Annotated in this window: 19 protein-coding genes; 12 read left to right on the forward strand and 7 right to left on the reverse strand. The window is 75.1% G+C overall.

Going from position 1 to position 21556, the window contains the following annotated elements:
- Positions 1-159 precede the first annotated feature (159 nt).
- The 9 genes from WIS52_RS02515 (at position 160) to WIS52_RS02555 (ending at position 9803) form a co-directional block, all read left to right on the forward strand.
- Positions 160-1086 (forward strand): TetR/AcrR family transcriptional regulator, encoded by a 927-nt coding sequence (locus WIS52_RS02515; protein WP_349296415.1) that lies wholly within the window; start codon positions 160-162, stop codon positions 1084-1086.
- Positions 1083-1976 carry a beta-keto acid cleavage family enzyme gene (locus WIS52_RS02520; protein WP_349296416.1) on the forward strand — a complete coding sequence of 298 codons (894 nt, stop codon included), beginning with the start codon at positions 1083-1085 and terminating at the stop codon, positions 1974-1976. The genes WIS52_RS02515 and WIS52_RS02520 overlap by 4 nt, the downstream gene beginning before the upstream one ends.
- Positions 1969-2937, forward strand: a complete 969-nt coding sequence (locus WIS52_RS02525; RefSeq protein ID WP_349296417.1) for a 3-hydroxyacyl-CoA dehydrogenase NAD-binding domain-containing protein — start codon at positions 1969-1971, stop codon at positions 2935-2937. Before WIS52_RS02520 ends, WIS52_RS02525 begins: the two co-directional genes overlap by 8 nt.
- Positions 2938-2959: 22 nt before the next feature.
- Positions 2960-3475: a thioesterase family protein gene (locus WIS52_RS02530; protein ID WP_349296782.1), complete on the forward strand. Its 516-nt coding sequence runs from the start codon at positions 2960-2962 to the stop codon at positions 3473-3475.
- 60 nt (positions 3476-3535) lie between these two features.
- Complete coding sequence (locus tag WIS52_RS02535; RefSeq protein ID WP_349296418.1) at positions 3536-5098, forward strand: ABC transporter substrate-binding protein; 1563 nt, start codon at positions 3536-3538, stop codon at positions 5096-5098.
- Positions 5099-5130: 32 nt separating this feature from the next.
- Complete coding sequence (locus tag WIS52_RS02540; protein WP_349296783.1) at positions 5131-6093, forward strand: ABC transporter permease; 963 nt, start codon at positions 5131-5133, stop codon at positions 6091-6093.
- Positions 6090-6965: an ABC transporter permease gene (locus tag WIS52_RS02545; RefSeq protein WP_349296419.1), complete on the forward strand. Its 876-nt coding sequence runs from the start codon at positions 6090-6092 to the stop codon at positions 6963-6965. Before WIS52_RS02540 ends, WIS52_RS02545 begins: the two co-directional genes overlap by 4 nt.
- On the forward strand, positions 6962-8560 hold the full coding sequence (locus WIS52_RS02550; RefSeq protein ID WP_349296420.1) for an ABC transporter ATP-binding protein: 1599 nt from the start codon (positions 6962-6964) through the stop codon (positions 8558-8560). The genes WIS52_RS02545 and WIS52_RS02550 overlap by 4 nt, the downstream gene beginning before the upstream one ends.
- A gap of 82 nt (positions 8561-8642) precedes the next feature.
- Positions 8643-9803 (forward strand): serine hydrolase domain-containing protein, encoded by a 1161-nt coding sequence (locus tag WIS52_RS02555; protein WP_349296421.1) that lies wholly within the window; start codon positions 8643-8645, stop codon positions 9801-9803.
- Between the two features lie 9 nt (positions 9804-9812).
- Here WIS52_RS02555 and WIS52_RS02560 read toward each other — a convergent pair whose 3' ends face one another.
- From WIS52_RS02560 to WIS52_RS02575, 4 genes are read right to left on the reverse strand one after another with little or no spacing between them, the layout of a single operon-like run.
- Positions 9813-10436: a malonic semialdehyde reductase gene (locus WIS52_RS02560; RefSeq protein WP_349296422.1), complete on the reverse strand. Its 624-nt coding sequence runs from the start codon at positions 10434-10436 to the stop codon at positions 9813-9815.
- A 60-nt stretch (positions 10437-10496) separates the two neighbouring features.
- Positions 10497-11414, reverse strand: coding sequence for an aldose epimerase family protein (locus WIS52_RS02565; RefSeq protein ID WP_349296423.1), 918 nt, complete (start codon positions 11412-11414; stop codon positions 10497-10499).
- 44 nt (positions 11415-11458) lie between these two features.
- The gene (locus WIS52_RS02570; RefSeq protein ID WP_349296424.1) at positions 11459-15028 is read right to left on the reverse strand and encodes an AAA family ATPase; all 3570 of its coding nucleotides are present in this window, start codon (positions 15026-15028) and stop codon (positions 11459-11461) included.
- A gap of 28 nt (positions 15029-15056) precedes the next feature.
- A complete protein-coding gene (locus WIS52_RS02575; protein ID WP_349296784.1) occupies positions 15057-16274 on the reverse strand; it encodes a metallophosphoesterase family protein in 1218 nt (405 codons plus the stop codon).
- A gap of 168 nt (positions 16275-16442) precedes the next feature.
- On the opposite strand from WIS52_RS02575, the gene WIS52_RS02580 reads away from it, so the two are divergent.
- Both WIS52_RS02580 and WIS52_RS02585 read left to right on the forward strand, forming a co-directional pair.
- Positions 16443-16625, forward strand: coding sequence for a hypothetical protein (locus WIS52_RS02580; RefSeq protein WP_349296425.1), 183 nt, complete (start codon positions 16443-16445; stop codon positions 16623-16625).
- Positions 16625-16819 (forward strand): hypothetical protein, encoded by a 195-nt coding sequence (locus WIS52_RS02585; protein ID WP_349296426.1) that lies wholly within the window; start codon positions 16625-16627, stop codon positions 16817-16819. Before WIS52_RS02580 ends, WIS52_RS02585 begins: the two co-directional genes overlap by 1 nt.
- Positions 16820-16929: 110 nt before the next feature.
- Here WIS52_RS02585 and eda read toward each other — a convergent pair whose 3' ends face one another.
- Together eda and edd are read right to left on the reverse strand one after the other, a co-directional pair.
- Positions 16930-17550 carry a bifunctional 4-hydroxy-2-oxoglutarate aldolase/2-dehydro-3-deoxy-phosphogluconate aldolase gene (gene eda, locus WIS52_RS02590; protein WP_349296427.1) on the reverse strand — a complete coding sequence of 207 codons (621 nt, stop codon included), beginning with the start codon at positions 17548-17550 and terminating at the stop codon, positions 16930-16932.
- A 28-nt stretch (positions 17551-17578) separates the two neighbouring features.
- Positions 17579-19402 (reverse strand): phosphogluconate dehydratase, encoded by a 1824-nt coding sequence (gene edd, locus WIS52_RS02595; protein WP_349296428.1) that lies wholly within the window; start codon positions 19400-19402, stop codon positions 17579-17581.
- A gap of 122 nt (positions 19403-19524) precedes the next feature.
- Between edd and WIS52_RS02600 the strand changes: the two genes are divergently transcribed.
- A complete protein-coding gene (locus WIS52_RS02600; RefSeq protein WP_349296429.1) occupies positions 19525-20712 on the forward strand; it encodes an ROK family transcriptional regulator in 1188 nt (395 codons plus the stop codon).
- Between the two features lie 9 nt (positions 20713-20721).
- On the opposite strand, the gene WIS52_RS02605 is transcribed toward WIS52_RS02600, so the two are convergent.
- Positions 20722-21447, reverse strand: a complete 726-nt coding sequence (locus WIS52_RS02605; protein WP_349296430.1) for a GNAT family N-acetyltransferase — start codon at positions 21445-21447, stop codon at positions 20722-20724.
- Between the last annotated feature and the right edge of the window lie 109 nt (positions 21448-21556).

Raw genomic sequence — 21556 nt, forward strand, 5'->3', positions numbered from 1 at the left:
CGTCGGCGCGCCCGACCCTACCGTCGTCGGGCGAGGTCGCGCGGTACCTGGCCGCGATCTGAACAGCGCGCCGGTCGGGAACCGATACGGGTTCGTAACCTGGGTTTCTGCAGGTGAGCGTTTGCGCTCATCGCAAGTCGACGGTTAGCGTTGCTCGCCGTGACCGACTCCCGGACTTCGCCGGCCGACGCGCCGTCACCCGCGTCGCGGGTCCGGGAGCTGCTGGTACGCGACGGGTGGACGCAACGCCGGTTCGCCGACACCATCGGCCTCGACGAGACCAAGCTGTCGAAGTCGCTGGCCGGACGTCGACAGTTCAGTGCCACCGAGCTGGTCGCGATCGCCGACGCCACCGGGGTTACGGTCGCCCGCCTGCTGCACGGCCGGGACGACGCCGGCACGCACACCGCGGCCCCGGCCGGGGCCGCAGTGTCCCCGGCCGAGAACGCGGCCGGTGCGCGCGGCACCGACGGTGGCTCGCGCCGGACCCGGCGCCGGATCCTCGAGGCCGCCTGGAACCTGATCGCCGACCACGGCTACCACCGGGTGCGTACGGCGGACGTCGCGCGCGCCTGCGGCACCAGCCCGGCCGCGATCCACTACCACTTCCCCACCCGCTCCGGGCTGCTCGACGAGGCGCTGCGGCACAACGTCAAGCTCGCGTTCGACCGGCAGGTCGCCGAGCTCGGCGAGGTCCCCGACCCGCACGACCGGCTGCTCCGGCTGATCGACCTGCAGCTGCCCGACGGCGAGCTGCTGCGCCGCGAGTGGTCGATCTGGATCCAGGTGTGGGCCGAGTCGGCGATCGACCCCGCACGCCGCGAGCTCTACTGGGACTCCTACGACCGCTGGTTCCGCAGCGTGCTGATGACGCTGCGGGACGGCGCCGCCTCGGGTGCGTTCGTCGCGGGCCGGGCCGAGCCGCTGGCGAGCCAGCTCACCGCGCTGATCGACGGCCTCGGCATCCAGGTCATGGCGGGCACCCCGGGCACCGGCCCGGAGCAGATGCGCGCCGTGCTGCACGACTTCATCGACCGGGCCGTGCTCGCGGTGCCGGGAACCACAGATCGGACGGAGAACGGATGAACCGTGACGTCATCATCACCTGCGCGGTGACCGGGGCCGGGGACACGGTGGGCCGCAGCCCGCACGTGCCCGTCACCCCTGCGCAGATCGCGTCGGACGCGATCGCCGCGGCCCGGGCCGGCGCCGCCGTGGTGCACATCCACGTGCGCGACCCGGAGACCGGGAGCCCGTCGCGGGCGGTGGAGCTCTACCGCGAGACCGTCACCCTGATCAAGGACTCGGGCGTCGACGTCGTGCTGAACCTGACCGCCGGCATGGGCGGCGACCTGGTGATCGACGCCGAGGACCCGCTCAAGCCGGTCGGCGGCACCGACCTGGTGAACGCGCTGGAGCGGCTCCCGCACGTCGAGGAGCTGCTGCCCGACATCTGCACGCTGGACTGCGGCTCGCTCAACTTCGGCGAGGGCAACCAGCTCTACATCTCCACACCGGACATGCTGCGCACCGGCGCCAAGCGGGTCCAGGAGCTCGGCGTGAAGCCCGAGCTCGAGATCTTCGACACCGGCCAGCTGTGGTTCGCGAACGTGATGGTCGAGGAGGGGCTGATCGACGCCCCGGCGCTGTTCCAGCTGTGCATGGGCATCCCCTACGGCGCGCCGGCCGACCCGGGCGTGCTGGCCGCCGAGGTGAACCTGCTCCCGGAGGGCGCCAACTTCGCGTCGTTCGCGATCGGCCGCGACCAGCTGCCGTGGGTGGCGCAGTCGGTGCTGGCCGGCGGGCACGCCCGCGTCGGGCTGGAGGACAACCTGTACCTCTCGCGCGGGGTGAAGGCGACCAACGAGCAGCTCACCGAGCGCGCGGTCGACATCGTGCAGAACCTCGGCGCTTCGGTGGCGACGCCCGACCGCGCCCGGGAGATCCTCGGTCTGAAGGAGCGCGCCGGTGCCTGAGCTGCGTCCCGTCACCGAGATCAGAACGGTCGCCTGCATCGGGGCGGGGGTGATCGGCGCCGGCTGGGCGGCGTACTTCCTCTCCCGCGGGCTGAGGGTGCGGGCCTGGGACCCGGCCCCGGACGCCGGCGAGAAGCTGCGCCGGGTCGTCGACGCCGCCTGGCCCGCGCTCACCGAGCTGGGGCTGGCCGACGGCGCCGACCCCGGGGCCATCGAGCTTCTCCCGACCGTCGCCGAGGCCGTCGAGGGTGCCGACTTCGTGCAGGAGAGCGCGCCCGAGGACCTGGCGCTGAAGCGCTCGCTGCTGGCCGAGCTGGCTGCCGCGACCGCGGCGGACGTGGTGGTCGCCTCGTCCACCTCGGGTTTCCCGATGACCGACATGGCGACCGACGCGGCGGACCCCGGCCGGCTCGTCGTCGGGCACCCGTTCAACCCGCCGTACCTGATCCCGCTGGTCGAGGTCGTCGGCGGCGAGAAGACCGAGGCCTGGGTGGCGTCGCGCGCCGCGGACTTCTACCGGCACATCGGCAAGTCGGTGATCGAGATGGACCGGGAGCTGCCCGGCTTCATCGCGAACCGGCTGCAGGAGGCGATCTGGCGCGAGGCGCTGCACATGGTCGCCGCCGGCGAGGCCACCCCGGAGGAGATCGACCGCTCGATCACCGACGGCCCCGGGCTGCGCTGGCCGGTGCACGGACCGTGCCTGACCTTCCACCTGGCCGGTGGCCAGGGCGGGATGGCGCACATGCTCGACCACTTCGGACCGTCGCTGAAGGCGCCGTGGACCCGCCTGGAGGCCCCCGAGCTGACCCCGGAGCTGCGCGACGACATGGTCGCCGGTGCCGAGGTCTCCGCCGGGGGACGCCCGATGGCCGAGCTGGTCGCCGAGCGGGACCGGGCCGTGATCGCGGTGCGCCGCGCGGTCGACGCGGCCCGTGCGGCCGGGGGCGCCGGTGCCTGAACCGATCCTCGCTGCGTCACTGGTGCATTCCGACGTCGTCCGTCCTGAGTGGATCGACTACAACGGGCACATGTCCGAGCCGTACTACGTCCTGGTGTTCGGCGACGCGACGACCGCGCTGATGGACCGGACCGGGATGGACGCCGGCTACCGCGAGTCCACCGGCTGCTCGCTGTACACCGTCGAGGCGCACGTGCGGTACCTGCGCGAGGTCGGCCCGGACGCGGCGCTCGAGGTCCGCACCCGGGTGCTCGGCCGGGACGCGAAGCGGCTGCGACTGTGGCACGAGCTGGTCGTGAACGGCCGCACGGCGGCCACCGAGGAACTCATGTGCCTGCACGTCGGCCCGGACGGGACGGCGCCGTTCCCCGGGGGCGTGGCAGCCGAGCTCGACGCGCTGACCGACCTCGACTCCGCTGACCCCGAGCACGCCGGCCGGTCGATCGCCCCCGTCGGTGCCCGCCCGGCGCCGCCGGGCGCGTCCGGCGGCGACCGGAGCTCCGCCGACGGGACGGAGGTGCAGCGGCACCCGAGCTGACCCCCGAACCCGGTCCGGCGCCTCCGCGCGCGGGACCCCTGCGCGAGGAGACACCTTCACATGACGAGCACGAGCTCGCCGCCAGGCCTGCACCGGCTGAACCGACGACGCCTGTTCGGCGGCGCGGCCGGGCTGGCCGCGGCGACGTTCCTGGCCGGCTGCGGCGGTCCCGCCGCCGCCCGCGAGGCCGGACCGCCCCGCCCCGGCGGCGTACTGCGGGTGGGGGTGACCGGTGGCGGTGCCTCGGACACCCTCGACCCGCACAGCCCGGCCGCCAACCCCGACATCGCCCGGACGCTGAACCTCTACGAGCCGCTGCTGCACTGGGACGACGCCTACACCCTGCAGCCCGCCGTCGCCGAGGCCGTCCGCGCCGAGCCCGACGCCCGCGCCTGGACCGCCACGATCCGCGCCGGCATCACGTTCCACGACGGCCGGCCGGTCACCCCCGACGACGTCGTCGCCAGCTTCCGCCGGATGCTCGACCCGGACGACCCCAAGGCCCCCGCCTCCCAGCTGGGCATCGTCGACGACATCGTCGTCGCCGGCGACCGCGAGGTCCGGTTCGTGCTCAGCGAGCCGTCCCCGGTGTTCGACCAGTACCTGGGCGAGTACAACACCGGGATCGTGCCGGCGGACTTCGACGTCGAGAACCCGATCGGGACCGGGGCGTTCAGGTTCGAGTCGTGGAACCCCGGCCAGCAGAGCGCATTCGTCAAGCACGAGGGCTACTGGCGCCCCGACGAGCCCTATGTGGACCGTCTCGAACTGATCAACTTCTCGGAGGACGACGCCCGCATCAACGCGCTGCTGTCCGGCCAGGTCGACGCGATCGACCAGGTCCCGCTGTCGCTGACCGAGGTCGTCGGCTCGTACGAGTCGATCAAGCTGCTCACCTCGGAGACCGGTGCCTGGCTGCCGATCACGATGCGGGTCGACGTCGAGCCGTTCGACGACGTCCGGGTCCGGCAGGCGCTGCGGCTGATCGCCGGCCGCGAGCAGATGGTGAACCAGGTGCTGTCCGGGCTCGGCACCCCGGCGGTCGATCTCTACGCGCGGTTCGACCCCGAGTACCTCGACCCGCGGCGCGAGCAGGAGATCGAGCGGGCCCGCGAGCTGCTGTCGGCCGCCGGGCGCCCGAACCTGTCACTGGAGCTGGTGACCTCGCCGATCCAGGCGGGCACCGTCGAGGCCGCCCAGGTCTACGCCACCCAGGCCCGCGCCGCGGGTGTCGACATCGGACTGCGCCGGGTCGACACCTCGACGTTCTTCTCCGACCAGTACCTGCAGTGGGAGTTCGCGCAGTCGTTCTGGAACACCCGCAACTACATCCCGCAGGCGGCGCAGTCGTCGATGCCCGAGGCGCCGTTCAACGAGACGCACTGGGACGACGCCGAGTACCAGGCGGTCATCCGGCGCGCCCGCTCCGAGGTGGACGCGACCGCACGTGCCGCACTGGTGCGCCAGGCCCAGGAGATCGAGTTCGACCGCGGCGGCTACCTGATCTGGGGCTTCCCGGACCGGGTGGACGCCCACCAGGCCTACGTCGGCGGGCTCACGCCCAACCGCACCGGGCTGTCCCTGTCGGGCTACGAGTTCCGGAAGGCCTGGGTGAACGCATGAGTGCTGTGCAGATGAGTACGCTGACCTCCCCCATGGCCCGCATGATCGGCCGCCGGCTGCTGCTCAGCGTGCTGGTGCTGTTCGTGGTGTCGATCCTGGTCTTCGGCGCGACGCTGCTGCTCCCCGGTGACCCCGCGCGGGCGATCCTCGGCCAGCAGGCCACCCCCGAACGCGTCGCCGCGCTGACCGAGCAGCTCGGGTTGGACCGGCCGGTCTGGGAGCGCTACTTCTCCTGGCTGGGCGGGATCCTCACCGGTGACCTCGGCTTCTCCGCCGCCACCCAGGGCCCGGTCTCCGAGCTGCTCGGCGGCCGGATCGCCGCCTCCGGGCTGCTGCTGGTGCTGACGGCGCTGATCTCGACGCCGATCGCGCTGGCGCTCGGCGCCTGGGCGGCGGTCCGCCGGGGCACCCGCACCGACTCCGTGCTGTCCGGCTCCAGCCTGGTGCTGGCCGCGCTGCCGGAGTTCGTGATCGGTGTGCTGCTGGTGGTCCTGCTGGCCACCTCGGTGCTGCAGATCCTGCCCTCGGTGACCATCGCCCGGCCCGGCGAACCGGTGTGGACCCGGCCCGAGCAGCTGGTGCTGCCCGTGCTGACCCTGGCCCTGGTCGTCATCCCGTACGTGGTGCGGATGACCCGGGCGACGCTGTCCGAGGCGCTCGACGCCGGCTTCGTCGAGATGGCCCGGCTCAAGGGCCTGCCCGAGCGGACGGTGCTGATGCGGCACGCCGTCCCGCACACCATCGGCCCGGTCGCCCAGGTCTTCGCGCTGCAGCTGGCGTGGCTCGCGGGCGGCGTCGTGGTGGTGGAGTTCCTCTTCCGCTACCCGGGCATCGGCGAGGCGTTGATCGACGCGGTCGCCAACCGCGACGTCCAGGTCGTCCAAGCCATCACACTGATCATCGCGGCGTTCTACGTGCTGGTGAACCTGGCCGCCGACGTGGCCGGGATCCTGGCCGACCCGCGGATCCGGACCTCCTCGGGGGTGGACGCATGAGTGCTCCAACGACCGAACCCACGACGACGACCGTCTCCACGAGCCTGATCCGCCGGACCTTCCGCCGTCGCCAGGCCCGCATCGGCGCGGTGCTGACCCTCGTCGTCGTCGCGGTGGCGCTGCTCGGGCCGGTGCTCGGCCCGCTGCTCACCGGCTTCGCGACCGACGACTTCGCCGGCCGCCCGTTCCAGCCCGACGGGGTGCTCGGCACCGACGACCTCGGCCGGGACGTGCTGACCCGGTTCCTCGCCGGCGGCGGCCCGGTGCTGCTCTACGCGGTCGCCGCGACCGCGATCGGCATCGTCGGCGGCGCGATCGCCGGGATGCTCGCCGGGTACTCCGGCGGCCGGCTCGACTCGATCATCATGCGCGGCGGTGACGTGCTGCTGTCGTTCCCGCAGCTGGTGCTGGCGCTGCTCGCGGTCGCCGTGCTCGGGTCCTCGGGCTGGCTGCTGGTGCTGGTCATCGGCGTCACGCACATCCCCCGGGTCGCCCGCGTCGCCCGGCAGGCGACGCTGTCGGTCGCGAGCCAGGACTACGTGCTCGCCGCCCGGATGTACGGCGTGCCACGGCGGCGGATCCTCGCCACCGAGGTGCTGCCGAACATCACCGGTCCGCTGATGGTCGAGCTCGGCCTGCGGCTGACGTACTCGATCGGCTACGTGGCCTCGCTGTCGTTCCTGGGCCTGGGCGTGCAGCCGCCGGCCGCGGACTGGGGCCTGCAGATCAACGAGAACCGGATCGCGCTGATCGTCGCGCCGTGGGGCGTGATCCTTCCGGTGCTCGCGATCGCGGTGCTGACCGTCGGCACCAACATGATCACCGACGCGCTGGCCAAGGAGTCCGCGGACACGACCGGGGAGAACTCATGACGGCCGACACGACCACCGCCACCATCTCCTGCTCAGGCCTGCGGGTCGCGACGACCGGCGGCCGCGAAGTGCTGCACGGCGTCGACTACGCCGTCGCACCCGGCGAGATCCTGGCCCTGGTCGGCGAGTCCGGGTCCGGAAAGACGACGGCGGCGCTGGCCGCCCTCGGCCACTTCCGGACCGGGCTGGGCTGTACCGGCGGGACGATCGCGTTCCACGGGCACACCGAGACCCACGACGACCTGCTCGCGCTGCCGGAGGCGACGATCCGCGGCGTGCGCGGGCGACTGGTCAGCTACGTGCCGCAGGACCCGGCGCTGTCGCTGAACCCGTTGCTGCGCATCGACACCCAGGTCTCCGAGGTGCTCGTGGCGCACGGCTACACCGGCGACGTGGCCGCGCGGGTGCGCGAGGTGCTCGACGACGTCGGGCTGCCCACCGACGACACCTTCCTGTCCCGCTACCCGCACCAGCTCTCCGGCGGGCAGCAGCAGCGGGTCGGGATCGCGGCGGCGTTCGCGAACCGGCCGGACGTCGTCGTGCTCGACGAGCCGACCACCGGTCTCGACGTGACCACCCAGGACCTGGTGCTCGACACCGTCCGGGACCTGGTCACCCGCTCCCGGACCGCCGCGCTCTACATCACCCACGACCTCGCCGTCGTCGCCGGGCTGGCCGACCGGGTCGCGGTGATGCAGGGCGGCGAGGTGGTGGAGACGGGCACGGTGACCCAGGTGCTCACCGCGCCCGAGCATCCCTACACCCGGGACCTGATCGCCGCCGTACCGGACCTGAACCGGGCGGTCGAGCGGGAGAACGCCCCGAGCGGGGACGACGCCGGCGAGCCGCTGCTGCGGGTCACCGGGGCCGGGAAGCGCTACGGCCCGAAGACGGTGCTCGACGGCATCGACCTCGAGCTGTGGCCGGGCGAGTGCCTGATGCTGCTCGGCGAGTCCGGGTCCGGGAAGACCACCCTGGCCCGTGGCCTGGCCGGGCTGCTCGACCTGGACGACGGGTCGCTGACGCTGAACGGGGAGCCGCTGGCCACCCCGCGCAGCTACGCCCAGCTGCGCAGCGTGCAGTACGTGTTCCAGAGTCCGTTCGCCTCGCTCAACCCGCGGCGCACGATCGCGAGCTCGCTGGAGGTGCCGCTGCGGCATCTCACCGATCTCGACGCCGGCGCCCGCGAGGCCCGGGTGCTGGACATGCTGAACCAGGTGCGGCTCGACGAGTCGTTCGCGCACCGCTACCCAGGCGGGCTGTCCGGCGGTGAGCGGCAGCGCGCGGCGATCGCCCGGGCGCTGGTGACGGCGCCCAACGTGCTGGTCTGCGACGAGGTCACCTCGGCGCTGGACGTCTCGGTGCAGGCCCGGATCATCGACCTGCTGGCGACGGTGCGACGTGAGCTGGGCACGGCGATGCTGTTCGTGACGCACAACATCGCGCTGGCCCGCGAGGTCGCGGACCGGATCGCGGTGCTGCAGGGCGGGCGGATCGTCGAGCAGGGCACCGTCGAGGAGGTCCTGGCCGACCCGCAGCACAGCTACACCCGGGAGCTGCTGGAGCACACGCCGTCGATGACGGCGGCGCGGTGAGCACTCCCCCACCGAGATACGCCTCAGCGGGAGTCGTCGATCTCTGCGGCCCGCTCAGGCGTATCTCGGCGGGTGGGACGGCGTGAGCGCAGCACTCGGGGTGCGCGGGAGCGTGGCCCCCGGGTTCGACGCGGTGGCCGACGCGTTCGCCGAGGTCGTCGCCGGGTCGCGGGGTGGGGCGGCGTTCTCGGTGGTGCGGGGCGGTGAGCCGCTGGTGGAGCTGCACGGCGGGCTCGCCGACCCGGACACCGGACGGCCCTGGGACGACGGCACGGTCGCCGTGCTGTTCTCCGGGACCAAGGGGCTGGTCGCGACCGCCTGCGCGGCGGTCGCCGGCCGGCTCGACCCGGACGCGCCGGTGACCCGTTTCTGGCCGGAGTTCGGCGCGGCGGGGAAGGCCGGCATCACCGTCGCGCAGGTGCTCTCGCACACCGCCGGGCTGCCCTACGTCGACCCGGAACCGGACCCGGTGTCCACCCTGGACGACCGGTTCGGGGCGGCGGCGCTGGCCCGGCAGGCGCCGCTGTGGGCACCGGGGACCGGGGTCGCCTACCACGCGCTGACCTGGGGGCATCTCGTCGCCGAGCTGCTGCGCCGGGCCGCCGGTGACGATCCGCGGCGGGTCGTCGAGGACGTCGTCGCGCGGGTTCCGGGGGCGCGGGTGTTCCTCGCGAGCGCTCCCCCGCCGCCGGCCCGGATCGTGCGGGCGCCGGGATACCGGATCTCGACGTTCCTGCAGGATCCCGACCGCCGCCGGACCGTCGAGCGGATGTACCGGGTCCTGCTCGGCGGCAGCGGCGCCGGCGCCGGCACGGTCCCGTCCGGCGGGCCGGGCCGGAAGGACCTCGTCAACACGCCTGCCTGGTACCGCTCTGGCGCGCTGGCCGGGGCCGCGGTGGCCGGGGCGCCGGCGGTGGCCCGGGTCTACGCGGCGCTGGTCGACCCCGCGCGTTCACCGGTCCCGGCCGCGGCGCTGGCCCGCGCGACGCGGGTGCACGCGGAAGGCCTCGACGCGGTCAACGACCGGCCGCTGCGGTTCGGCCTCGGCTACGAGCTCGCCGACCCGATCGGCACCTACGGCCCGGAGCCGGAGGCGTTCGGGCACAGCGGGGCCGGTGGCGGACGGCACGGGGCATGGCCGGAGCGCGGGATCGGGTTCTCGTTCCTCACGAACGAGATGCGCGCCGAGGACGCCGACGACCGGGCGTCGACACTCCTCGGCGCGCTGCACGCGTGCCTGTGAGAGCGGAGCTCAGGTGAACGACAGCACCTGGTCGGCGGCGAGCCGGGGCAGCCGCGGGTGCCACGCGTCGGCGCCCGGGTGGCCGAGGTTCACCACGAGCAGGACGCGATGCCGGCCACCGGGGAAGAACTCCTCGGTGACGGCGTCGGCGTCGAACCCGGCCATCGGCCCGGCCGCCAGGCCGAGCGCGCGGGCCGCCAGCACGACGTAGCCGGCCTGCAGGCTCGCGTTGAACCGGCCCATCGGCTCGCGGCCGTCGAGACCGGCGGCCTCGAGGTCGTCGCGCATCGTCGGCTTGACCGGGAACGTCTCGGGCGCGTGCTCGTGGAAGTCCAGGTCGGCCGCGAGCAACGCGACGACCGGGGCCTGCGCGGACTTGGCCCGGTTGCCCTCGGCGAGCAGCGGGAGCAGGCGCTCCTTGCCCTCGTCGGTGCGGACGAAGGTGACCCGCAGCGGCTGGGTGTTCGCCGCGGTCGGCGCCCACTGCGCGAGCTCCCACACCTCGCGCAGGGTCTCGTCGGAGACCGGCTGGTCGGTGAAGGTGTTCGCGGTGCGTGCCTCGGTGAACAGCAGGGAGCGGCCCGCGTCGTCCAGGAGGGGGAGGCGGACGGGGGAAGCGGTCGTCGTGGTCACGGTGGTGGAACGCTCAACAATCCTGCCGTCTTCCACCGCGCTGCGTGAACGCGATCACTGCTAGTCGGTCGCCGTGACACCCCAGCGCAGCACCTCCGGCTCCCCCGGGGCCAGGACGATCAGGTCGGTGCCCGAGTTCAGTGCGTCGGGCGGGCAGGTCATCGGCTCCACCGCGATCGCCCGGGACGGGGCGACCGCGCCGTCCGGGCCGGAGCGCGGGAAGTCGCCCGGGGTGAAGACCTGCACCCAGCCGAACGAGCGGTCGGCCCACAGCTCGGTGCCGCCGCCGTCCGGGGCGGTGACCCGGTGCCGGACCCGGTCGTCCCGGTCGTCGGGCACGCAGCCGCCGAACGCGTCGTCGAGGTCGAGGCCGGCCAGCGGGGTGCCGGAGAACGGGCGCTGCAACGGCGTCGCGGGGCCCTCCGGGATCCCGGCGCGCAGCGGGAGCGCGGTGCGCGCGGCCAGGGTGAGCTCCAGCTCGTCGGCCGGGACGTCACCGACCCGCAGGTACGGGTGGAACCCGAGCCCGAACGGGACCGGCGCGGCCCCGAGGTTCTCGACCTCGGTGTCGACGGCGAGCCCACCCCCGCCGACGGTGTAGGTGACCGTGACCCGGACCGGCTCCGGCCAGCCGGGCTGCACGGCGGCGACCGCGGTGAGGGTGACCCGGTCCCCGGCCCGGTCGACGAGCCGCCACGGGACGTGCCGGAGCAGGCCGTGGATCGCGTTCCCGGCCGCCGGCTCGGTCAGCGCGAGCTGCCGGACGGTGCCGCGGTCGGACCAGCGGCCGTCGCGCACCCGGTTCGGCCACGGGGCCAGGACCGCGCCGGAACCCTTCGGCGGCCGGATGGTCGGCGGGTGCGGCTCCACCCGGACCCGCCCGCCGACGACGACACCGGCCAGGGCCGCCCCGACCTCGTCGACCTCGGCCCGGGCGTCCCCGGAGACGATCACGAACCGCTCACCGCACGCGTCCATATCGGAGAGTCTCCGTGCCGCGTGCGGGCGCCGCACGGCCGGGGTCACCCCGCCAGCGGGGTCGCCCGGGTGGCGTCGGCGTCGACCACGGTCTCGATGACCGCCGGCGGGCCCAGCTCGGCGACGTGGAAGTCGACACCGGTGTCGCGGGCCAGCCCTACCAGGTGGTCGTGGTGGGTGAACAGCAGCACCTGCGCGGACTCGGCCAGCTCGGCGAGCACCTGGATCGCAGCCGGGGCGCGCCCGTCGTCGAAGGTCATCAGGACGTCGTCGAGGACGACCGGCACCGGCGGCAGCCCGGCCGCCACCCGGTCGGTCTGCAGCTGCTCGATCCCGGCGAGCCGCAGCGCCAGGTGCACCTGGTCCGCGGTGCCCTCCGAGAGCTTCGTCGGTGCCAGCTCCTCACCGTCGCCACGCACGGCGACCAGCGTCCGCGAGCCGCTGCCCGGCTCCGCCGGCGGGCGCAGCGCCACGAACCGACCGCCGGTCAGCCGCTCCAGCAGCGCGCCGGCCCGCACCAGCAGCGGCGAGGCGTGGCTGCGCTCGTAGGCCTCCAGCTCGCGGCGGAGGATCTCGCGCTGCAGGTGCAGCACCAGGTAGCGCTCGGCGGCCTCGGCGACGCCGGCCAGCTCCTCCTGGGCGCGGGCGTGCAGTTCGGCGGCGCCCTCGGCGTCCTCCAGCTCACGGCGCCGGGCCCGCAGCCCGCCCAGCTGCTCGCGCAGCTCGTCCTGTTCGGTTCCCAGCTCGCCCTCCCGGGCCTCGGCGCGGTCGAGGGCCTCGGCGAGCGCGTCCGGCTCGGTGTCCGGGGCGGACGTCACGAGCTCGTCGGCGTCGAGATCGGGTGCGGCGGCGGCCAGCAGACGGGACTGCTCGGCGATGCCGGTGTCGAGCGTCGCGACGGCGGCACCGCGGGCGGCGGCGGCCTCCAGACCGCCCGGCTCCATCGCCTCGGTCAGCGCGAGCTCGACGGCGAGCCGGTCCAGCACCGTGGCGGCGGCGCCGGCCTCGCGCGCCGCGCGAGCGGCGGACTCCTCGGCGGCGAGGATGTCGTCGTCGAGGTGCCCGGCCGAGACGGCGGACTTGGTGACCTCGCGCACCCGGTCGGCCAGCTCGCCGAGCCGGTCCGCGGCCGGGGTCCCGGTGGGGGTCCGGGAGGCGGTCGCGTCGAGGTGCCGTTCCACCAGCGCGACGACGGCGCGGCGGTGCGCGTTGACGGCCCGCTCGAGCCGGCCCGCCTCCGCGTCGTCCTGCCGGGCGGTGGCGCCGGCCTGCTGGGCGTCGGCGACGGTGTCCCGGCGGGTGTCCCATCCGGAGGGCTCGAGGTCGCTCGGGAGCCCGGCGCCGCGCAGTGCGAACCGCCAGCGCTGTCCGGCCAGGTCCCGCTCGTGCCGGGCGGCGTCGGCGGCGCCGCCGGCGCGCTCGGCCTCGCTGCGCAGCCGGTCGAGCAGCACCCGGCGGTCGCGGGCGTGCTCGGCCTCGGTGGCGAGGTCGGCGGCGGCGACGAGCAGCACGTCCAGGGGTGCGCCGTCACGGGGGCGGCCCGCCGCGGCGAGCGCGGCGGCCAGCGCCCGTTCCTGCTCGTCGGCCTGGTCGCGCAACCGGGCGAGCCGCTCGTCGGCGCGGGAGACCTCGTCCTGGGCCTGCGCGGCGTCGGCCAGCGCACCGGCGACCGCGTCGGCGTCGTCCGGCTCCGGGACGGCGACGCCGTGCGCGCGCCACAGCGTCGCCCAGGCGGATCCGGCCCCCTCGGCACGCTCCCGGGCGGCCACGACGGCGGTGTCGGCATCGGCCCGCTCGCCGACGGCGACCTCGAGCTCGGACTCGCGGTGCGCCAGCTCGGCCACCCGGTCGGCCGAGGCGATCATGTCGTCGGCGACCCGGTCGGCCGCGGCGACAGCGGTGGCGACCCGGCCCGCGGCGGACGGATCGCGACCGGCGAGGAGCTGGGCGACGGCGGCGTCCCGCTCGGCCCGGGCGCCGTCGAGCGCGTCCGGCCCGACCGGGCGGCCGGCGGAGGCGACGCCGTCCCGGGCGGAGCGGGCCCGGTGCTCGCGCTCGGCGGCGGCGACGCCCGCGCGCTCGGCGGCCCGCAGGTCCTGCTCGGCGGTGCGCAGCGCGGTGCGCAGCGACCGGACCTCGCGGGCCGGCGGGGCGAGCACGGTCGTGCCCGGATCGGTGCCGTCCCGGCCGGCCGTCTCCTGCACGGACGGTCGCCGGTAGCCGGCGGCGGTCAGCGACCCGGTGCGGCGGGCCAGCGCACCGTCACGTTCGACGACCGCGGCCCGGCACAGTGCGGGCGCCGAGCCCTCGGCCTCGATCGCCCGGCGGACCTCGGCGACCCGGCCGACCCGTTCGGCGTCCAGCCCACCCTGGACGTCGGCGGCCTCCCGGACCTCGGCCAGCGCCTCGGCGTGCAGGCGTTCGGCGCGATCGGCCTCCGCGTCGGCCTCCTGCAGCCGGCGCGCGATCACGTCCAGGTCGCGGGCCCGGTCGGCCGGCAGGTGCACGGCGGCGAGCCGCTCACCGGCACTACGTCCGTCCTCGGCGACCAGGCCGGCGAGCGCGGTCTCGGCGCGCCGGTGCTGCTCGGCGGCGTCGGTGCGCAGCCGCGCGGCGCGCTCGGCGTCGGCGCGGCGGGCCTGGGCGGCGGACTCCAGCTCCCGGATCCGGGTGGCGTCGGCGAGCAGGTCCTCGTCCAGGTCCAGCTCGGCGCGCTGCCCGCGCAGCTCGTCCGCACGCTCGCGGTGGGTGTCCCGCTGCCGTTCGGCGGTCTCCCGGTCGGCGGTCGCCCGGGTGTACTCGGCCAGCGAGGCGGGGTCGAGCGCGGCGCCGTCCGCGCAGAGCCGGTCCCGCTCGGCGCGCAGCGCGGCCAGCTCGCGGGCCGGCGCCAGACCGCGGACGGCCTGACGGGCGCGGTCCGCCTCGTCGGCGGCGGCGCGGCGGCTCCGGCCCAGCTCGACGGCGCGGCGCTCCAGCCGTCCGATCTCGTCGGCCAGCGCGGTGACCTCACCGGCCCGCGACGTCCGGTCGTCGGCGGCCTGTTCGGTGTCGGTGAACCGGGCGAACGCGGCCCGTACCGCGACCGACCGGTTGTTCTTGTGCTCCTTGTAGAGCGTGTCGGCCTCGGCGTCGAGCGCGGCGATCAGGGCGCGGGCGTCCCGGCCGCTGCGTGCGGTGAACACCAGCTCGGCCAGGTCGCCGCCGCCGCCGCAGAGTGCGCGGCCGCCGGCGCGGAGCTCCTCGTGGCCGAGCCCGAAGCCCTCCCGCCACCGGTTCCTGGCCTCGGGCCCGCCCGCGCCCCAGGGGGCGTCGACGGGCTCCGGGTCCCCGTCGCCGCCGACCACGTGCAGGCCCCGGCCGGTGCGACGCAGGGTCCGCTCCCCGCCGGGACCGCCGACGACCGCGGAGACCGCCAGCCGCGGGCGGCTGAACGCATAGGTGTGCGGTGACGAGCGCGGGATGCCCCAGAGCAGGTCGGACAGCGCGTCGAGCAGCGTGGTCTTCCCGGCCTCGTTCGGCCCGGAGACGATGGTCAGACCGGCGCCGAGCTCGAGCGTGCGGTCCTCGTAGGCGCCGTAGCGCTCGAGGACCAGGGTGCGCAGCCGGGAGGTCACGAGCCGGCCCTCCCGCGCAGCCGGGCGGTCACGAGCCCGCCATCCGGGACAGCAGCTGCTGCTCGGCCTGCCGGGCCAGGGCGGCGAGCCGCTCGTCGTCGCGCAGGTCCAGCAGGCCGGCCTCGCGCAGCCGGCGGCCGACCTCGCGCTCCAGCGGCGCGGCCAGCTCCCGGATCCGGTCCGGGTCCCCGGCCAGGCCGGCCGCGGCGGCGGACACGGCGGCGGCCAGCTCCGGATCGACGGTCAGCGCCTCGGCCGGTGGCGAGGTCCGGTTGCGCACCTTCTCCAGCACCGCCCCCGCGGTGTGCGCGGCCAGCTCCAGCTCGGTCCGCACACGTTCGGTCTCGGTCAGCGCGGGCGCGGCGGGCCCGGCCCCGTACAGCGTCACCTGGGCGACGACGGGCCGTGGCGCCGCTCCCACGCACCGCTCCCGCACGGCGTCGGCGACGGCCTCGAACACCTCGTCGGCGTCGGCGAGCCCGGAGATGTCGACCTCGACGAGCTCCCACCGGGCCACGTCGAGCTCGATCGGCTCGATCGTCGCCCACCGCCCGGGGGCGACGTCGACCAGCAACGCCCCCTTGGCGCCGCGTTCCTGCGGGTGCCGGCCCTGCAGGTTCCCGGAGAAGGCCGCCTTGTGCGGGCCGTCGCAGACGATCCGCTGCTCGTGCACGTGCCCGAGCGCGAAGTACTCGTAGCCGCAGCCGGACAGGTCCTCGGGACGGCACGGGGCGTAGGTGTCGTGCCGGTCGTCGCCCTGCACCGAGGTGTGCAGCATCCCGACGTTGACCAGCCCGGGGATCCGGTCCGGGTAGGCCGGCACCAGGTTCTCCAGGACCGCGCGCCGGGCGAAGCCCTGCCCGTGCACGGCCAGGCCGGCGTCGTCGAGCACGACGGTCTCGGGGGCGTCCACCGAGAGCCGGTGGGTGTTCGGCGGCAGCCGCAGCGAGCGGGTGATCTCGGACTCGGCGTCGTGGTTGCCGTTGATCAGGAAGACCGGGATGCCCTCGTCGTGCAGCCGGGACAGCTGCCGCACGAAGAACGCGCCGGTCGCGTAGTCCTTCCAGTCCCCGTCGTAGACGTCACCGGCCAGCAGCAGCGCGTCCGCCCGGGCGTCGACCACGGCGTCGACGAGGTTCTCGCAGGCCCGGCGGGTCGCGGCCCGCAGGGTGCCGGCGAGATCGGAGTCGCCGAGCCGGGACAGGCCGCGCAGCGGGCTGTCGAGGTGCAGGTCGGCGGCATGCACCAGGCGCAACGCGGACCTCCTGAGCTCGGGGAGTGGGACGGGTGCCGAGTGTAGGAGAGGGCACCGACAGTGATGGTGGCGCGACACCCGCCACAATCCGTATCCAGGTCCCGACGTGCGCGTTCACCATGAAAGAGCTGTCCGCGACACACCGAGGACCCACTCCCCATGGATCTGCTCTGCGAACGCTGCTACGCCCCGGTCGACCCCGATTCCGACCGCTTCTACCGGCTGGCCCACCTGTACGGCGCCGACCACGACGGCACGGTGCACTGGCGCAACGCCGTCGTGCACACCGTCCCGTGCGCCGCCGCCGGGTCCGCGCACGACCCGCACGACCGGGCGGCCTGATGCGCGACCTGCTCTGCGAGCGCTGCTGGAGCCCGATCGACCGGACCCGCGAGCCGCTGCGGATGTCGACGGTCCGCAGCTACGTGCACGCGCTGCCGTGCCTTCCGCCGGACACCGGCGAGTGGGACAGCGGCCGCCGCGGCCTGTCCCCCGCCGCGATCCGGCACGCCGCCGCGAGCGCCGACCACCGCTGAATCCCGCTCGGCCCGCCCCCGATCTCCCGACTCATGACGCTTCAGTTCGGCAATACCGGACCACAGCGTCATGAGTCGGGCAGGGGGCAGCGGGCAGCGGGCAGGGCGGCTCAGGACGCGAGTCGAGCGGCCGCGGCGGCCAGGGTGCGGATCCGGTCCCAGTCCCCCGCCGCGACCGCGTCGGCCGGGGTCAGCCAGGACCCGCCGACGCAGCCGACGTTGGGCAGCGCCAGGTAGTCCGGCGCCGAGGCGACCGTGATCCCACCGGTCGGGCAGAACCGCAGCTCCGGCAGCGGTCCCGCGACGGCCTTGAGGAACGGACGCCCGCCCGCGGCCTCGGCCGGGAAGAACTTCATCGCGGTGTGCCCGCGCTCGGCGACGGCCATCATCTCCGAGATCGACGACGTGCCGGGCAGCAGGTCGAGCTCGGAGTCCTCCATCGCGTCCAGCAGCCGCGGGGTGGTGCCGGGGCTCACCAGGAACCGGGCACCCGCGGCCGCCGAGGCGGTCACGTCCGCTGGCGTGCGCACCGTCCCGGTCCCCACGACGGCGCCGGGCACCTCGGCGGCGATCCGGCGGACCGCCTCGATCCCGGCCGGGGTCCGCAGGGTCACCTCGATCACCGGCAGCCCGCCGTCGACCAGCGCGCGGGCCAGCGGGACGGCCGCCTCGGCGTCGTCGAGCACGACGACGGGGACGACGGGGGCCAGGTCCAGCAGCTTCTCGCTCATGCTCTCCTCCGGTTGTGCGACGGGACCACTACAGGACGACGGCGGCGCCACGGTCCGCCGGCCCGACGGCGTCGCGGAACGCGGCGAACAGCTCCCGCCCGGTGCCCTCGGTCGCCCCGGACGGGCCGGCAGCGGGCTCGCGGGCGTCGAACTCGCCGTCGTCGACCAGCACCGTCAGCGTGCCGGTCAGGGTGTCCAGCCGGACCGGGTCGCCGTCCCGGATCCTGCCCAGCGGCCCGCCCGCGGCGGCCTCCGGGGTCACGTGCAGCGCGGCCGGCACCTTCCCCGAGGCCCCGGACATCCGGCCGTCGGTGACGACCGCGACCCGCTGCCCGCGGTCCTGCAGCACCCCCAGCGCCGGGGTGAGCGTGTGCAGCTCGGGCATCCCGTTCGCCCGCGGGCCCTGGAACCGGACGACGGCGACCAGGTCCCGGCCATCGAGCTCGCCGGCCCGGAACGCGGCGAGCAGCTCCGCCTGGTCGTCGAAGACGGCGGCGGGCGCCTCCACCACGCGCTGCTCCGGCCCGACGGCCGAGGTCTTCACGACCGAGCGGCCGAGATTGCCGTGCAGCACGCGCAGGCCGCCGTCCGGGGCGAACGGGTCGGCGGCCCCGCGCAGCACCGACTTGTCCAGGCTCTCGGTGGGGCCCTCGCGCCAGACGAGCTCGCCGTCGTCCAGGAACGGCTCGCGGGTGTAGCGGGCCAGGCCGGGCCCGTCGACGGTGTAGACGTCGTCGTGCAGCAGGCCCGCGCCGAGGAGCTCGCGGATCAGCAGCTGCATGCCGCCGGCCGCGTGGAAGTGGTTCACGTCGGCGTCGCCGTTGGGGTAGATGCGGGCCAGCAGCGGCACGACCGCGGACAGGTCGGAGAAGTCGTCCCAGGTGAGCTGGACGCCGGCGGCCGCGGCCATCGCGACCAGGTGCATGGTGTGGTTGGTCGACCCGCCGGTGGCCAGCAGCGCGACGACCCCGTTGACGACGGCGCGCTCGTCGACGACCGCGCCCATCGCCCGGTCCGGGTCCCCGGCCGCGGCGAGCGCGCGGCGGGTCGTCTCGGCGGTCAGCGCGTCGCGCAGCGGGGTGCCGGGATTGACGAACGACGACCCCGGCAGGTGCAGGCCCATGACCTCCATGAGCAGCTGGTTGGAGTTCGCGGTGCCGAAGAACGTGCAGGTCCCGGGACCGTGGTAACTGCGCGACTCGGCGTCGAGCAGCTCCTCGCGGCCGGCCTCGCCGGCGGCGAACGCCTGCCGGACCCGCGCCTTCTCCTTGTTCGGCAGCCCGGAGGTCATCGGGCCGGCCGGGGCGAGCAGCACCGGCAGGTGCCCGAACGACAGGGCGCCGATCACCAGCCCGGGGACGATCTTGTCGCAGACGCCGAGCAGGACGGCGCCGTCGAACATGTCGTGCGAGAGCGCCACCGCGGTGGACATCGCGATGACGTCGCGGGAGAACAGCGACAGCTCCATCCCGGCGCGGCCCTGGGTGATGCCGTCGCACATCGCGGGCACACCGCCGGCGACCTGGGCGACCCCACCGGCCTCCCGGGCCGCCCGCTTGATCTGCTCGGGGTAGGTCTCGAACGGCTGGTGCGCCGAGAGCATGTCGTTGTAGGCGGTGACGATCGCCAGGTTGCGGGCCGGGGTCGCGGTCAGCGCGAGCTTGTCCGGGCCGCAGGCGGCGACGGCGTGCGCGAGGTTCGCGCAGCCGAGCCCGCCGCGGCCGGGCCCCGAGGCCGGTCCCTGCGCGGCGGCGGTACGGATGCGCTCGAGGTAGGCGGCGCGGGTCGCGGCCGACCGGGCGACGACCCGTTCGGTGACCTCGGCCAGGACGGGGTGCGAATCAGCAGTCACGGTGCGTCGCTCTCCAGGTGGTCGGGCTTTCGTACTCTAGAGATAGAGTTCCGCATTTTCAACGCGTTAGTGTGACGTGATCAGCGTTCCACCAGCTCAAAGCCCTGTGGTTCACTGGACGAATGCGAGGACGCACCCCGACCAGCGCGCCCGCCACCGCGGGCGAGATCTTCCGGCTGGTCCGGGACGGCGTGGCCGGCACCCGGACCGAGATCGGCCGCGAGACCGGCCTGTCCCGGACCGCCGTCGCGGCGCGGGTGGACCGGCTCCTCGCCGACGGCCTGGTCACCGAGGTGCTCGGCGCCGCGGCGACCGGCGGCCGGCCCGCGGCGCGGCTGCAGTTCCACGCCGGCGGCGGGACCGTCCTCGCGCTCTCGGTCGGTGTGAGCCGGTCCAAGGCCGCGGTGTGCGACCTGGCCGGCGAGATCCTCGCCGAGGACGTGCTCGACCAGCCCGCCTCGGTCGGCCCGCACCAGCTGCTCGGCGACGCCGTGGCGATGCTGGAGAAGCTGCTGCTCGACGCCCGCGTCGACGACGCGGGCATCCGCGGGATCGGCCTGTCGATCCCCGGCACCGTGGACGGCACCCACGGCTGGTCGGTCGGCGTCCCGTCCCTGCCGGGCTGGGAGCGCGTCGAGCTGCCCCCGCTGCTGACCAGCCGGTTCGACGTGCCGGTGCGGGTCGACAACGACGTGAACGTGATGGCGCTGGCCGAGCATGCCGCCCATCCCGACGTCGACGACCTGCTGATGGTCAAGATCGGCTCCGGGGTGGGCGCCGGCCTGGTCTCCGGCGGCGTCCTGCAGCGCGGCGCGTGGGGTGCGGCCGGCGAGATCGGGCACATCCCGGTGCACGACGGGCCGGGCATCGGGTGCGGCTGCGGCAACGTCGACTGCCTCGAGGTCGTGGCCTCCGGGCGCGCCCTGGTCCGCGACCTGTCCGCACTGGCCGGGCCGGAGCGCGAGGTGCACGACATCCACGACGTCGTCGCGCTGGTCAAGCAGGGCGACCCGGACGCGGTGCGGCTGGTCCGGATCGCCGGTCGCCGGCTCGGCGAGGTGCTGGCCGCCGCGGTCAACCTGGTCAACCCGGCCCTGGTCGCGATCGGCGGCGACCTGGTGGGCGCGTTCGACCCGCTCGTCGCCGGGGTCCGGGAGGCGATCTACCGCCGGTCGATGGCCACGGCCACCCAGAACCTGCGGATAGAGCCCGGGCTGCTCACCGGCCGCAGCGGCGTGATCGGCTGCGCGATCCTGGTGCTCGACGAGGTCCTCGCCCCCGCGTCGATCGACCGGGCGCTGTCGACCTGACCCGGGCCGTCACCGCTCCGGCGTACGCAGGAGCTCGAACCGCATCGCGCGGGCCTCGGTGAACCCCAGCGCCCGGTAGAGCCGGATCGCGCCGGTGTTCGCGGCGGACGCGTGCAGCAGCGGCCGCTCCCCACGGGCCAGCATCCCGGCGGCGACCGCACGCACCAGCCGCCCCGCGAGACCCTTCCCGCGGAACTCCGGGTCGGTGCACACCGCGCTGATCTCGCGAGCCCGCGCACCCGGCCCGGCGTCGAACCGCAGCCGCTCCCCCGCCATCGCGATCAGCCGGCCGTCGTGCCGGATCCCGAGGAAGGTCCCGAGCTCGGCGGTGCGCGCCAGCCACGGCCCCGGCCGGGTGCGGTCGGCGAGGTCGGCCATCTCGGCGCGGTCACCGGGCCCGAGCACGACGGCCTCGTCGTCCGGTTCGCCGGTCACGCCGCCGCCGTCCATCTGGACGCCCGGCAGCTCCAGCACCCGTTCCCAGCCCGCGGGCAGCGCCGGCGCACGCTCGCCGGCGTGCACCAGGGCGAGCTGGCGGCCCGGTTCGCAGAGCGCGGTCAGGTGGGCCCAGTCGCCGGCCGTCGGACCGGGTGGCAGCCCGGCGAACGGGGAGACGTCCGCGGCGAAGACCGCCGCCCCGCCGCGGACCGTCCCGAAGTCGCGCAACGGACCCCGCAGCGCGGAGGGGACGGGGTTCTGCAGGAGCGCGTCGAGGGCGGCGTCCGGTGGGGGCACGCCTCCGATCGTGCACCGCGGAACCCCGCCCGGTCGCCCGTCCCCCGTCCGGGGGTGACCGATGACTCCCCGAGTTCTGCACTCGAAATACTGATTGGCATCTGTACAG

Source organism: Pseudonocardia nematodicida, assembly GCF_040105385.1.
Taxonomy (GTDB): Bacteria; Actinomycetota; Actinomycetes; order Mycobacteriales; family Pseudonocardiaceae; genus Pseudonocardia; species Pseudonocardia nematodicida.

Bases quoted from the DNA above. Each gene is read 5' to 3' on its own strand.
- WIS52_RS02580 (WP_349296425.1), top strand. From the start codon at position 16,443: ATGGATCTGCTCTGCGAACGCTGCTACGCCCCGGTCGACCCCGATTCC.
- WIS52_RS02540 (WP_349296783.1), top strand. From the start codon at position 5,131: ATGGCCCGCATGATCGGCCGCCGGCTGCTGCTCAGCGTGCTGGTGCTG.
- WIS52_RS02585 (WP_349296426.1), top strand. From the start codon at position 16,625: ATGCGCGACCTGCTCTGCGAGCGCTGCTGGAGCCCGATCGACCGGACC.
- WIS52_RS02600 (WP_349296429.1), top strand. From the start codon at position 19,525: ATGCGAGGACGCACCCCGACCAGCGCGCCCGCCACCGCGGGCGAGATC.
- WIS52_RS02535 (WP_349296418.1), top strand. From the start codon at position 3,536: ATGACGAGCACGAGCTCGCCGCCAGGCCTGCACCGGCTGAACCGACGA.
- WIS52_RS02565 (WP_349296423.1), bottom strand. From the start codon at position 11,414: ATGGACGCGTGCGGTGAGCGGTTCGTGATCGTCTCCGGGGACGCCCGG.
- eda (WP_349296427.1), bottom strand. From the start codon at position 17,550: ATGAGCGAGAAGCTGCTGGACCTGGCCCCCGTCGTCCCCGTCGTCGTG.
- WIS52_RS02545 (WP_349296419.1), top strand. From the start codon at position 6,090: ATGAGTGCTCCAACGACCGAACCCACGACGACGACCGTCTCCACGAGC.
- WIS52_RS02520 (WP_349296416.1), top strand. From the start codon at position 1,083: ATGAACCGTGACGTCATCATCACCTGCGCGGTGACCGGGGCCGGGGAC.
- WIS52_RS02550 (WP_349296420.1), top strand. From the start codon at position 6,962: ATGACGGCCGACACGACCACCGCCACCATCTCCTGCTCAGGCCTGCGG.